Genomic DNA, 13,092 nt, shown 5'->3' with positions numbered 1-13,092 from the left:
CAAAATGAGGGAGGACTTTTATGAGCGCACCCGGCTCCGCCATGTCAGGCGTCCCGCATCTCGACGTCGATCCCTTCGACATGAACTTTTTCGCCGACCCTTATCCGACGCACGAGCTGCTGCGCGAGACGGGTCCGGTCGTCTATCTCGACAAATGGAAGCTCTATGGCGTGGCGCGCTATGCCGAGGTTCATGCGGTCCTCAACGACCCCGCGACGTTCTGCTCCAGCCGTGGCGTCGGCCTGTCCGACTTCAAGAAGGAGACGCCGTGGCGGCCGCAGAGCCTGATCCTCGAAGCCGATCCGCCCGAGCACACCCGCACCCGCGCGGTGCTCGCGAGCGTGCTGTCGCCGACCGTGATGAAGGGGCTCCGCGACCGCTTTGCCGCGGCGGCCGAGGCGCGCGTCGATACTCTGCTGGAAAAGCGCAGCTTCGATGCGATTGCGGATCTTGCGGAGGCGTATCCACTCTCGATCTTCCCGGATGCGCTTGGGTTGAAACCGGAGGGCCGCGAGAACCTCATTCCTTATGCGAGTCTTGTGTTCAATGCGTTCGGCCCGCCAAACCAGCTGCGCCAGGACGCGATCGAGCGCTCGGCGCCGCACCAGGCCTATGTCACCGCGCAGTGCCAACGCGAGAACCTGACGCCGGGCGGCATCGGCGCCTGCATTCACGCCCATGTCGATGAGGGCGCCATCACGGCGACGGAGGCGCCGCTGCTGGTGCGCTCGCTGCTGTCGGCCGGCCTCGACACCACGGTCAACGGGATCGGTGCCGCCGTCTATTGCCTGGCTCGCTTCCCCGATCAGTGGCAGCGCCTGCGCAGTGATCTCACGCTCGCGCGCAACGCGTTCGAGGAGGCCGTGCGGTTCGAGAGCCCGGTGCAGACCTTCTTCCGCACCACCACGCGCGATGTCGAGCTGTCAGGTGCGACCATCGGCGAAGGCGAGAAAGTGCTGATGTTCCTCGCCGCCGCCAACCGCGATCCCAGACGCTGGGACAAGCCTGACAGCTACGACATCACGCGTCGCACCTCCGGCCATGTCGGCTACGGCTCGGGCATCCACATGTGCGTCGGCCAGCTCGTGGCGCGGCTCGAAGGCGAGACGATGCTCTCGGCCTTGGCCCGCCGCGTTGCCAGCATCGAGATCACCGGCGAGCCAAAGCGCCGCTTCAACAACACGCTGCGTGGGCTCGACAGCCTGCCGGTGACGATCACGCCGGCCTGACACCGCCGGCGGCGAAAACAACAAAGGGGAGGGACCCATGAAGAATTTGAAATGGACGCTCGCGCTCGCCGCGAGCCTGATCGGCGGCGCGGCGAGCGCCGAAATATCCGACAATGTCGTTCGGGTCGGCGTGCTCAACGATATCTCCGGTATTTTCCAGGACACCAACGGCATGGGCTCGGTCGAGGCCGCGCGCATGGCGGCCGAGGATTTCAACGGCGGCGGCAAGGGCATCAAGGTCGAGATCGTCTATGCCGACCACCAGAACAAGGCCGATGTCGGCAACGCCATCGCGCGCAAATGGCTCGATGTGGAAGGCGTCGATGCCATCGTCGATGTGCCGAACTCGGCCGTCGGTCTTTCCATCAACACGCTGTTGCGCGACAGCCGCATCACGTTCCTGGCGTCGTCGACCGCGAGCGCCGATCTCACCGGCAAGGCCTGCTCGCCGAACACCATCCAATGGGTCAACGATACCTGGGCGACCGGCAACACCACGGCCGCGGCAATGATGTCGCGCGGTGGCAAGGACTGGTATTTCCTGACGGTCGATTACGCGCTCGGCAAGGGCATCGAGGCGGAAGCGCAGAAATACATCGAGGGCCACGGCGGCAAGGTGCTCGGCTCCTCAAAGCATCCGCTCGGGACGTCGGACTTCGCCTCGTTCCTGTTGCAGGCGCAGGGCTCGAAAGCGCAGGTGATCGGCCTTGCCAATGCCGGCGGCGACACCATCAACGCCGTGAAGCAGGCGGCCGAGTTCGGCATCCAGCAGGGCGGCCAGAAGCTCGTCGCCTTCCTGCTCTTCATCAACGACGTCCATGGCATGGGCATCAAGGTCGCGCAGGGCCTGCAGCTCATGGAAGCCTTTTACTGGGACATGAACGACGACACCCGTGCGTTTGCAAAACGGTTTGCCGCGCGGCCCGGCATGAACGGCAAGATGCCGAGCGGCAACCAGGCCGGTGTCTATGCGTCCACGCTCGCTTATCTCAACGCGGTTGCCGCGACCGGCAGCGATAATGCCAGGGACGTCGTGCCTGAAATGAAGAAGTTCAAAGGCAAGGACAAGCTGTTTGGCGACACCGCGATCCGCCAGGACGGCCGCGTCGTGCATCCGATGTATCTGTTCGAGGTGAAGAAGCCGGAGGAGTCGAAATATCCGTACGATTATTACAAGCTGGTCTCGACGATTCCCGCGGAGCAGGCGTTTCGCCCGATGGCAGAGGGTGGGTGCGAGTTGGTGAAATAGGGGCGGCCGCGAGCGCTGCTGCACCCTCTCCCCTTGCGGGAGAGGGTGGCTTCGCAGAGCGAAGCCGGGTGAGGGGTTCTCCCCTCGAAGACGGTCTCGCGAGCGGAGAGAGACCCCTCATCCGGCGCTTCGCGCCACCTTCTCCCGCAAGGGGAGAAGGAAGAAAAGCTACGCCACCTTGCTGCTCCCTTGCGTGATCAGCCGCGCCGCCCGCTGATCCCGCGCGTAGATCCAGAGCCAGCTCAGCGCCACGCTGAGGCGGTGGCGCAGGCCGATCAGGAAGTAGATGTGGGCGATGCCCCAGATCCACCACGCGATGGTGCCGCGCAGCTGCACCTTGCCGAAATCGATCACCGCGAGCCGCTTGCCGATCTGCGCGAGGCTGCCGGAGTGCTTGTAGCGGAATGCGCCCTTGCTCTCGCCCCGCAGCCGCGCCTTGATGGTTTCGGCGACGTGGCGGCCCTGCTGCTTCGCGGCCGGCGCGATGCCGGGCACCGGCTTGCCCTCCCAGGCGTTGATATTGATGGTGTCGCCGATCGCGAAGATTTCGGGATGGCCCGGGATGGTGAGATCGTCTGCGACCTGCACGCGCCCGGCGCGATCAGCCGGTGCGCCGAGCCATTCGGCGGCGGGCGAGGCGCGCACGCCGGCGGCCCAAATTCGTGTCTTGGCCTCGAGCAGCTTGCCGCCGAACACGACGCCCTCACGATTGATCTCGGTGACGGCCTGTCCGAGCACGACCTCGACGCCGATCTTTTCCAGCGAGGCCTGCGCATAGGCCGAGAGATTGTCGGGAAAGCCTGCGAGCACGCGCGGGCCGGCCTCGATCAGGACCACCCGGGCCTTGTGGGTGTCGATGTTGCGGAAATCTGCAGGCAGCGTGTGGTGCGCCATCTCGGCGATGGTGCCGGCAAGCTCGACGCCGGTCGGGCCGGCGCCGACGATGACGAAAGTCAGCCGCGCCGCGCGCCTGGCCGGATCGGTCTCGCGCTCGGCGCGCTCGAACGCCACCAGGATGTGACGGCGCAGCGTGGTCGCGTCTTCCAGCGTCTTCAGGCCGGGCGCCCAAGCCTCCCACTCGTCGTGGCCGAAATAGGCGTGGCGCGCGCCGGTGGCGAGCACCAGCGTGTCGTAGGGCACCTCGCTGCCGTCGTCGATCAGCACACAGCGCCTGTCGGCATCGACGCCGCTGACGGTCGCAAACAGCGTCGTCACTTCGCGCCGGTCGCGCATCAAATGGCGCACCGGCCAGGCGATCTCGCTGGTCGCGAGCGAGGCGGTTGCGACCTGGTACAGCAGCGGCTGAAACAGATGATGGTTGCGGCGGTCGATCAGCGTGATCTCGACCGGCGCGCCCGCCAGCCGGTAGGTCGTCTCCAATCCGCCGAAGCCTGCGCCGACGATGACGACGCGATGCGGTGTCGTGGTCATGATGTGCCCTCGAATCTCGCTGCTCACTTTCCTCATTTAAGTGCGGATTGGGCCCCGTGGTCCAATAGCCGTCATCAATCGGGGAATAGGCCCGATGTATCGATTGGCCGCGAAAAAGCGCCGCAGCCACGGCCGAAGTGAGTAGAATTATATTTCTTGCCATCGGCGATTGGGGCGAAATATGGTGCAGGGCGAGCGCTGAGCCATTGGCGGCGCGACAGATTTTGCGTTCAATAGAGACAGACCCGGGGCGGCGATCACCCCGTTTCCGGGATCAATAATAAGGAGGGGAGTGGTTATGAAGACAGCATTCTGGCTGGCGGGTGCGGCTGCGCTCGCGCTGGCGAGCCCGGCATTCGCCGGCGACACCATCAAGATCGGCTTCGTCTCGACCTTCAGCGGCCCGGGCGCCGTGATCGGCAACGACATGCGCAACTCCTTCGAGCTCGCACTGGATCACATGGGCCGCAAGATGGACGGCAAGCCGGTCGAGGTGATCTACGAGGATGACGGCCAGAAGCCCGATGTCGGCAAGCAGAAGACCGAAAAACTGGTTCAGTCCGACAAGGTCGATTTCCTCGCCGGCTACATCTGGTCGAACGTGCTGCTCGCCTCGCTCAAGACCGCAGTGGATTCGCAGACCTTCCTGATCTCGGCCAATGCCGGCCCGTCGCAGCTCGCGGGCGAGCTGTGTTCGCCTTACGTGTTCTCGACCTCCTGGCAGAACGACCAGACGCCGGCCGCCATGGGCCTCTACATGAACCAGAAGGGCGTCAAGAGCGTGTTCCTGATCGGGCCGAACTACGCGGCCGGCAAGGACATGCTTGCGGGCGTGAAGAGCACGTTCAAGGGCGAGGTGAAGGGCGAGGAATACACGGTGTGGCCGAGCCAGCTCGACTTCTCCGCCGAGCTCTCCAAGGCGCGCGCCTCGGGCGCGGAGTCGATCTTCGTGTTCTATCCGGGTCCTGCCGGTGTGCAGTTCCTCAACCAATATGCGCAGGCAGGCCTCAAGAGCACGATGCCGCTCTACACGGCGTTCACCGTCGACGAGCTGTCATTGCCGCTGCAGAAGGAGAACGCGCTTGGCGTTCCCGGCGCGCAGGAATGGGTCAACGACCTGCCCAACGAGCAGAACAAGCGCTTCGTCGCCGACTACCGCAAGAAGTATACCGGCTTGCGTCCGACCTACTACGGCGCCCAGGCCTATGACGCGGCCCAGCTGATCAACAGCGCGGTCGTCGCGGTGAAGGGCGACACCAGCAAGAAGGACGCGATGAAGGCCGAGATGGAGAAGGCCAACATCAAGTCGCTGCGCGGCCCGTTCAAATACGGCAAGAACCACATCCCGGTGCAGAGCTTCTATCTGCAGGACGTAGTCAAGGACGGCGAAGGCCAGCTCTCGCTGAAGACCGTGGCGACGATCGTGGAGAACGACCAGGATCGTTTCCACGACAAGTGCACGATGAAGTGAGGTCTTAGCCTCTCCCTCTCCCCGCAAGCGGGGGGAGGGAAACTACACCCGCGGCACGCTCGATGGCCGCACCTCGCGGGCCTGCGCCGCGAGCCTGATCCCGGCATTGGCCGCACCAAAGCCCTGATAGCTCCGCCGCTCCACGATCTCGAAGAAGAACCGCTCGTCGAAGATGTGGGTGTAGACCTGGAAGAACTCGCCATCGCCCTCGCGGTCGTAGAGGATGTGATTGGCGCGGAGTTTTGCCATGACATCGGGCGCGAGGTCGTATTTGGCCTCGATGTCGTCGTAGTAATTGTCAGGGATATCCAGGAAGTCCGCGCCGCGGGCGCGCATCGCAGCGACGGTGGCAAAGATGTCCTCGCACGCGAACGCGACATGCTGCACGCCTGAGCCGAAGAACTCCGAGATGAAGCGCGCCGGCAGCGTGCGGTTGGCGGAGGAGCCGTTGACGACGAAGCGCAGGCTCTGGTCGCCATTGATGAGGGCCTGACTCTGCACGAGACCCCGGGGATCGGCGATCTCCATCTGCGGCAGCCGCTTGAGGTCGAGGATGCCAGTGTAGAACAGCAGCCAGGACAGCATCTCGTCATAAGGCATCGACTGCGCGATGTGGTCAATGGCGAGCAGCGCATCGGTGCTGGCATCGCTCGCGACGGGCGCAAAATCCGTATCCCAGTTCTTGCCGGCCTGGTCGAGGAAATACAGGAGACTGCCGCCGACGCCATGGATCGCGGGGATCTCCAGCTCGCCCGGTCCGACCGGCTGGTAGAAGGTGCGCGCCTTCAGCGTCTCCGCCCGCTGCATCGCAAGGCCGGCATTGTCGACATCCAGCGCGATGGCGCAGACACCCGGGCCGTGGGTGACGTAGTGGGAATGAGCAAACCCGTCGGTCTCGGAATTGATCACGAGCTCGACCTTGCCCTGCGACCAGCGCTCGACGGCCTTGCTGCGATGCTTGCCGCTTCTGCGGAAGCCGAGCTGCGAAAACAGATGCGCGAGCTCGCCGGCCTTGGTCTCGTTGACGGCGAACTCGATGAAGCCCGTGCCGCTGCTCTTGGCCTTCGGCGCCAGAGGCTCGCCGACGAGCTTCGGCCAATCCGGCGCGAGCTGGTCCTGCAACAGGATCAGCGAGCGCAGGCCGTCGACCGCGGTCTGTGCCGCCGAGCCGGCGCGGAACTGATCGTTGAAGATTTCCAGAGACCACGGACCGGAATAGCCGGTTGCCGCGATCGCCTGCATGAACTCGCCGACCGGCAGATCGCCCTGGCCGGGGAAGGAGCGGAAGTGGCGGCTCCAGGAGAGGATATCGAGCTCGAGCTTGGGAGCATCGGCGAGCTGCACCAGAAAGATCTTGTCGCCGGGGATCGAGGCCATCGCGCGCACCGGGAAGCCGGGTGCCAGCGCGTGAAAAGAGTCGAGGATGACGCCGATCGCGGGATGATCGGCGCGGCGGACGATCTCCCAGGCATCGCGATAGTCGTTGACATGCCGCCCCCAGGCCAGCGCCTCGTAGCCGACGCGCAAACCGCGCTTGGCGGCGCGGTCGCCGAGCTCGCGGAAATCGTCAGCCGCGCGGTCGATGCCGCCGAGCGAGCTCGGGGAGACGTTGGAGCAGATCAGCAGCAGATCGGTGCCGAGCTCCTGCATCAGATCGAACTTGCGCTCGGCGCGGGCAAAGTTGCGCGCGCGTTGCGGCTCGGGCATGCCTTCGAAGTCGCGGAACGGCTGGAACGCGCAGATCTCGAGATTGAGGTCCTTGCAGAGCTTTGCGATGTCGCGCGGGCCAGAGCCGAACGACAGCAAGTCGTTCTCGAAGATCTCGACCGCCTCGAAGCCCGCGGATGCGATGGCGCGAAGTTTTTCGTCCAGCGCCCCTGAGAGGGAAACGGTTGCGATCGAGCGCTTGTTCATGCTGCCTGCTCCATGATGTGGCCCGGCGATATTTTTTGGCCCGTACGTGCTGCTTCGCTGACGGCCTCGACGACCGCAAGCGTGCCCATCGCGTCTTCGACGGAGATCAGCGGTTGTTCGTGGCCGGCGATCACGGCGAGGAAGTGCCGCAGCTGCTCGGCGAGGGGATCATATCCTGCGAGTGCGACGGGATCGCGCGATAGCGGCGCATGCCAGCCCGGATTTTGCGGATAGGACCACAGCTCCATGGTCGGCACCGAGAGCGACCCGTTCGTTCCGGCAAAGACGTAACAAGGCTGATCCTGCCTGGGATAGACCGCGTTCTCGCCCGCGGTCAGTTCCCAGCTCCACGGCGCCGGCGTCGCATCGGAGACCGTCACCGTTCCCAGCGCGCCATTGGCGAAGCGCAGCAACAGGGCCGCGGTGTCCTCGACCGCGAAGCCGCGCACCTTGTTCGACGTCAGCGCCTGCACCTCGGTGATCTCGCCGCAGACGAAACGGAGATTGTCGATGTCGTGGATCAGGTTGATCAGCAGCGGCCCGCCGCCCTGCTCGCGTCGCCAGGTGACCTCGAAATAATCGTCGGGCTTCTTCAGGAGCCACAGCCCCACCACGGCGGTGAGCTGGCCGAGCTTGCCGCTCGTCACCATCTCGCGGGCCGACTTGATGATCGGATTGTGCCGGCGGTGATGGCCGACCAGCATCGGCACGCCGGTGCGCTTTACCGCCGCGCACAGGCGCTGCGCGGCGGCGACCGTCTCGGTCACCGGCTTCTCGATCAGCGCGGGCACGCCGGCTTCGGCGCAGTCGAGCGCCATCGGCAGGTGCAGGGTGTTGGGCGAGGCGATGACGAGGCCGTCGGGTTTCTCCTGCGCCAGCAGCGCGCGATGGTCCGGATAGCAGGGCACGTTGTGCGCCAGCGCGTAATCCTTTGCGGCGGGCGAGGGATCGGCGATCCCTGCCAGGACGCAATCCCCGGACGCCTCGATCAATTCGATATGACGGCGGCCGATCAGGCCGGCGCCGGCAACGCCGATGCGCAATTTTGCAGTCATGCTGCACTCTCCTCCATGGCGCCACCGAGGAAGAGCTGCCCGATGCGCGGATCGTTCAGGATGCGCTCGGCCTTGTCGACCATGCGGGTCTGGCCGAGCTCGAGCACGATGCCGATGTCCGAGATCTCCAGCGCCGAGCGTGCGTTCTGCTCGATCATCAGGACGGTGACGCCGCGGTCACGCAGGCTCTTCAGAATATCGAAGGTCTGTTGCACCATCAGCGGCGACAGGCCGATCGACGGCTCGTCGATCAGCACGAGCTTTGGTTCGAGCAGCAGCGAGCGGGCGATCTCGAGCTGCTTCTGCTCACCGCCGGAGAGGGTCGAGGCCTGTTGCGTCGACTTTCGCCGCAGCGCCGGGAACAGATCGAGGGCGGCCTCGATCCGCGTCGGCAGGTCGATGCCTTTCCCCGCAGAGACGCCACCGAGCTCGATGTTGCTGCGGACCGAGAGCTCGGGAAAGATGTTGCGGCCCTGCGGCACGTAGCAGATGCCGGCATTGAGCAGCGCGCGCTGGCTCAAATTCGTGACGTCGCGGCCTGCAAAGCTGATCTTGCCGTCGCGCAGCTTCAGCAGGCCGAAGATCGCCTTGAACACGGTCGACTTGCCGGCGCCGTTGGGGCCGATGATGGTGGTGATGGTCGCCGGCGGCACCGAGAATGTGGTGCCGTTCAGGATCGTCATCTTGCCGTAGCCACCGACGAGGTTGTGAACCGAGAGGATCGGATCGCTCATGGCTCGTTGTCCCTAATGTCCGAGATAGGCTTCGATCACGGCGGGGTTTTTCCGGACCTCGTCCGGCCGCCCCATCGCCAGCACCTTGCCTTCCGCCATCACCATCACGCGCGAGCACAACGACATCACGAACTCCATGTTGTGCTCGATCACGACGAAGGTCGCGTTCTTCTCGCGGTTGATCGCGACGAGGCGCTCCTTCAGATCCGATAGCATGGTCGGATTGACGCCGCCCGCTGGCTCGTCGAGCAGCACCAGGCGCGGCCCGCCCATGAAGGCCATGGCCGCATCGAGCAGCTTTTGCTGGCCGTAGGAGAGACCACCGGCAGGTTCCGCGGCGAGATGATCGAGCTTGAAGAAGCCGATCATCTGGTCGGCGGCATCCGTCAGCCCGGCGTCGGAACGGCCGACAAGGCGCGAGGCCATGTTGCCCTGGTGCTCCTGTCCGGCGAGGATCAGGTTTTCGCGCACCGAGAGTTTTGGAAACACCTGCAGGAGCTGGAAGGTGCGGCTGACGCCGAGCTTGTTGAGCTCGGAGGGGCGCAGGCCGGTGACGAGCTTGCCGTCGAGCTTGACCTCGCCGCCGGATGGCGTGAGCTGGCCGAGGATGCAGTTGAACAACGTCGACTTGCCGCAGCCGTTCGGGCCGATCAGACCGAGGATCTCGCCCTCGCGAACATCGAAGGAGACGCCGTCGACCGCGGTGATGCCGCCAAAGCTCTTCTTGATGTTGGTGACTTCGAGGACCGCACTCATTGCGCCGTCTCCAGCCGGGATTTTGCGACGGCGCGCAATGCGGAGGCCGCCTTGGTGCGGCGTGCGGCCATGTAGCGATCAAGAATTCCCAGAATGCCTGTCGGCGACCAGATCAGCAGTCCCATCACTGCGATCGCGTAGAGCATCAGATAATACCCCTCCGTGAAGCGGAGCCATTCCGGCAGCAGTACCGCGATCATCGCCCCCAGGAAGGGACCAAAGTAGAAGCCGGCGCCGCCGACGATCACCATCATCAGGAGATCGAGCGAGAGCGACAGGTTGAACGGCACAGGGTCGATATATTGCGTTAGCGGCGCATAGAGCGCGCCGGCGATGCCGCCGAGCGCCGAGCCGAGCGCAAATGCCATCAGCGTGTAGCGGCGGGTGTCGATGCCGAGCGATTGCGCGCGCAGCGGATTCTCGCGCAGCGCCATGAAGGCGCGGCCCCAGGGCGAACGAATCAGCCACCAGACCGCGACGGACACGATCGCGAGCGAGCCGAGGCAGACATAGTAGAACGGCAGCGGCTTGTTGGTCGCGATGCCGAAGAAGTGCGGCCGCGGAATGTTGGAGATGCCGTAGATGCCGCCGGTGAGCCAGCTCTCGTTGCGGAACACCAGGAAGGCCAGGGTCGAGAAGGCGAGCGTGACGAAGGCGAGGTAGTGATGCTGCACCCGCAACGCCGGATAACCGAGCACCCAGCCGATCGCGAAAGCAAGCACGATTGCGACCAGGATCGCCGCGGGCAGCGGCCAGCCATGGGTGGTCATGATCGCCGATGCATAAGCGCCAATGCCGACGAAGGCGCCCTGCGCCAGCGAGACCTGGCCGGCATAGCCGAGCGTGAGATTAAGACCCATCGCCGCGATGGTCATCACCGCCCACTGGCTCAGGATGAACAGGCCGTAGCGGTTGAAGTTCATGGGGACGACGATCAGGCCGGCAATGACGATGAGGCCGAGCGCGATCTTCAGGGGTTTGGCAAAACCGCTCATACCGTGCGCTCCTCGGCGCGGCCGAGCAATCCTTGCGGCCGGAACAGGATGACGGCGATCAGGAACATCATCGGCACGGCGGCGCGGTACTGCGTCGAGACGTAGGCGGCCGCGAGATTGTCGAGCACACCGATCAACAGGCCGCCGGCGATGGCGCCCCGCACCTGGTTGAAGCCGCCGACGATCGCGGCGATGAAGGCGGCCTGGCCCAGCACTTCGCCGGAGGAGAACTTCGCCAGATAGATCGGCGTGATCAGCAGCGAGGCAAGGGCGACCAGGAAGGCGTTGATCAGGAAGGTCAGCAGGATCATGCGCTCGACGGGCACGCCGATGATGCGCGCCACCGTCGGGTTTTGGGCTGCCGCCTGCATCTGGTGGCCGAGCGAGGTGCGGTTGAGCAGCGTCGTCAGGCCGAACACGGCGAGGATGGCGACGACCAGGACGCCGATGCTCTGCAGCGAGACGGCGTGGCCGAGGATGGAGATGTCACCGGTCGGCACGATCGACGGAAACGGCGACGCCTCCGCGCTGAAGAACTGCTTGACGGCTTCCTTGATCCCGATCGCCAGCGCCATGGTCGCGATCGCGAGCGGCAGCACGCCATGGCGCATCATCGGATCGACCAGCAGCATCTTGAAGGCCAGCCCAAGCAGGATCATCGACAAGAGGATGCCGAGAATGATCGCGAGCCAGAACGGCGCGCCGACATGCATCGCCGCCAGCATCAAAAATGCCGGCAGCATCACGAACTCGCCTTGCGCGAAATTGATGGTCTGCGAGGTCTGCCACAGCAGCGTGAAGCCGACCGCGACCAGCGCATAGATCGCGCCGGTAGCCAGTCCCGCGACCAGAAGATCGAACAGATTGGACATTTTCCCCTCTCGTGTCCCACGTCCGGCTCTATCGTCTCCCTCGCCCCGCGCTTGCGGGGAGAGGGTGGGGTGAGGGGCTCTCTCCGCGAGCCTAACTCTCACCATTTTTGCGGAAGCGGCCCCTCACCCCAACCCTCTCCTCGTAAGAACGGGGAGAGGGGGAAGAGAGATCTCTCCCCGCGAAGAGCGGGGCGAGGGAGAAGGGCAAAGAACGCCTCACTTCACCTTCGGCAGCACCTGCTTCACGACCTGCTTGCCTTCGACCACCTCGACCAGAAAACTCTGCCGGTCGATGTCGCCGTTTGCATCGAAGGTGACGTCCATCAAAATGCCCGGCTCGTCCGCGGTCTTGATGGTGAGACCGTGCAGCGTATCGGCAAAAGCCTTGGAATCGACCTTGCCCATCTTCTCGGTGGTGGCCTTCACCATGTAGACGGCGAGGTAGCCCTTCAGGCCGTTATGGTCGGGCACGTAATTGTACTTCTTCGCGAAGCGGTCGCGGAAACCCTTGATCAGGTCGACCGGCGCATCCGTGGTGAGGCCGACATGGCCGCGCGCGCCGTTGGCGGCGTCGCCGGCGAGCTCGATCACCTTCTGACCGATCAGCGTGGTCTCGCCCATCAGCGGCGCGGTGACGCCCTGGCGCTTCAGCTCCTTGAGAATACGCGCGCTCTCTTCCTCGTTCAGATAGACGAACACCGCATCGGGATTGGCGGCCTTGATCTTGCCGACGTCGGCGGCGAAATCGGCCTGGCCCGCCTCGGTGGAGAGATCCGCGACGACCTTGGAGCCGAGCCGCTCCAGCTCCTTGACGACGACGTCGCGTCCGCCGCGGCCGAAGTCATTGTTGACCCAGACCACCGCGACCGACTTCGCCTTCATGTCGTCGTGGATGTATTTTGCGACCTTCGGCATCGAGGACTGCTGGCCGAACGAGGTGCGGAACAGGAACTTGTTGCCGGCCTGGGTCAGTTCGGCGGCTTCGCCACCCATGATCTGGGCGATGCCGGCTTCGGCCGCGAGCGGGGCGGTGACCTTCACCGAGCCGGAATAGCCCGGGCCGAGCAGCACATAGGGTTCGGCATCGAGCGCCTTCTGCACCTGCGCGCGGGCGACGCCGGGGTTGGATTGCGAGTCGGCATGGGTGACCTCGAGCTTGCGGCCGAGCACGCCGCCTTTGGCGTTGATCTCCTCGATGGCGAGGTCGATGCCGTTCTTCCAGTTGGTGCCGACGGTGGCGCCGCCACCGGAGAGTTCGGCGACGTCGGCGAGCTTGATCGCCTGCGCATAGGCGCCCGATGTCGTGATTGCTGTGAGCAGCGCGCCCACCAGTAGCGTTGATTTCATCGTCCTCTCCTCCCGTTTCAATTTTGCAAGCGGCCTTGT

Annotated in this window: 11 protein-coding genes; 3 read left to right on the top strand and 8 right to left on the bottom strand. The window is 64.7% G+C overall.

The features are described 5' to 3' along the window. Nucleotides 1-20: 20 nt before the first annotated feature. Both QA645_RS42335 and QA645_RS42330 read left to right on the top strand, forming a co-directional pair. Nucleotides 21-1,229, top strand: a complete 1,209-nt coding sequence (locus QA645_RS42335) for a cytochrome P450 (protein ID WP_254134990.1) — start codon at nucleotides 21-23, stop codon at nucleotides 1,227-1,229. Nucleotides 1,230-1,266: 37 nt separating this feature from the next. Continuing rightward, nucleotides 1,267-2,478 carry an ABC transporter substrate-binding protein gene (locus tag QA645_RS42330; RefSeq protein WP_283047052.1) on the top strand — a complete coding sequence of 404 codons (1,212 nt, stop codon included), beginning with the start codon at nucleotides 1,267-1,269 and terminating at the stop codon, nucleotides 2,476-2,478. Between the two features lie 168 nt (nucleotides 2,479-2,646). Here the strand turns inward: QA645_RS42330 and QA645_RS42325 are convergent, their stop codons facing one another. Then, complete coding sequence (locus QA645_RS42325) at nucleotides 2,647-3,909, bottom strand: NAD(P)/FAD-dependent oxidoreductase (protein ID WP_254195992.1); 1,263 nt, start codon at nucleotides 3,907-3,909, stop codon at nucleotides 2,647-2,649. A gap of 298 nt (nucleotides 3,910-4,207) precedes the next feature. Here QA645_RS42325 and QA645_RS42320 point away from each other — a divergent pair, with 298 nt between their 5' ends. Then, entirely contained in the window at nucleotides 4,208-5,380 is a 1,173-nt protein-coding gene (locus QA645_RS42320) for an ABC transporter substrate-binding protein (protein WP_254195991.1), read from the top strand. A 42-nt stretch (nucleotides 5,381-5,422) separates the two neighbouring features. On the opposite strand, the gene QA645_RS42315 is transcribed toward QA645_RS42320, so the two are convergent. The 7 genes from QA645_RS42315 to QA645_RS42285 form a co-directional block, all read right to left on the bottom strand. Then, a complete protein-coding gene (locus tag QA645_RS42315; RefSeq protein WP_283047048.1) occupies nucleotides 5,423-7,294 on the bottom strand; it encodes a sugar phosphate isomerase/epimerase and 4-hydroxyphenylpyruvate domain-containing protein in 1,872 nt (623 codons plus the stop codon). Next, entirely contained in the window at nucleotides 7,291-8,349 is a 1,059-nt protein-coding gene (locus tag QA645_RS42310; protein WP_283047046.1) for a Gfo/Idh/MocA family oxidoreductase, read from the bottom strand. Before QA645_RS42310 ends, QA645_RS42315 begins: the two co-directional genes overlap by 4 nt. Further along, nucleotides 8,346-9,083, bottom strand: a complete 738-nt coding sequence (locus tag QA645_RS42305) for an ABC transporter ATP-binding protein (RefSeq protein ID WP_283047044.1) — start codon at nucleotides 9,081-9,083, stop codon at nucleotides 8,346-8,348. The genes QA645_RS42310 and QA645_RS42305 overlap by 4 nt, the downstream gene beginning before the upstream one ends. 12 nt (nucleotides 9,084-9,095) lie before the next feature. Continuing rightward, the gene (locus tag QA645_RS42300) at nucleotides 9,096-9,839 is read right to left on the bottom strand and encodes an ABC transporter ATP-binding protein (RefSeq protein WP_283047042.1); all 744 of its coding nucleotides are present in this window, start codon (nucleotides 9,837-9,839) and stop codon (nucleotides 9,096-9,098) included. After that, nucleotides 9,836-10,834, bottom strand: coding sequence for a branched-chain amino acid ABC transporter permease (locus tag QA645_RS42295; protein WP_283047040.1), 999 nt, complete (start codon nucleotides 10,832-10,834; stop codon nucleotides 9,836-9,838). Before QA645_RS42295 ends, QA645_RS42300 begins: the two co-directional genes overlap by 4 nt. Beyond that, nucleotides 10,831-11,706: a branched-chain amino acid ABC transporter permease gene (locus QA645_RS42290; RefSeq protein WP_254134981.1), complete on the bottom strand. Its 876-nt coding sequence runs from the start codon at nucleotides 11,704-11,706 to the stop codon at nucleotides 10,831-10,833. The genes QA645_RS42295 and QA645_RS42290 overlap by 4 nt, the downstream gene beginning before the upstream one ends. A gap of 216 nt (nucleotides 11,707-11,922) precedes the next feature. Beyond that, a complete protein-coding gene (locus QA645_RS42285; RefSeq protein WP_283047038.1) occupies nucleotides 11,923-13,053 on the bottom strand; it encodes an ABC transporter substrate-binding protein in 1,131 nt (376 codons plus the stop codon). Nucleotides 13,054-13,092: the final 39 nt, after the last annotated feature.

Origin of the sequence: Bradyrhizobium sp. CIAT3101 (assembly GCF_029714945.1) — a bacterium.
GTDB lineage: Bacteria > Pseudomonadota > Alphaproteobacteria > Rhizobiales > Xanthobacteraceae > Bradyrhizobium.
This window is presented reverse-complemented; position numbering and strand designations above follow the sequence as displayed.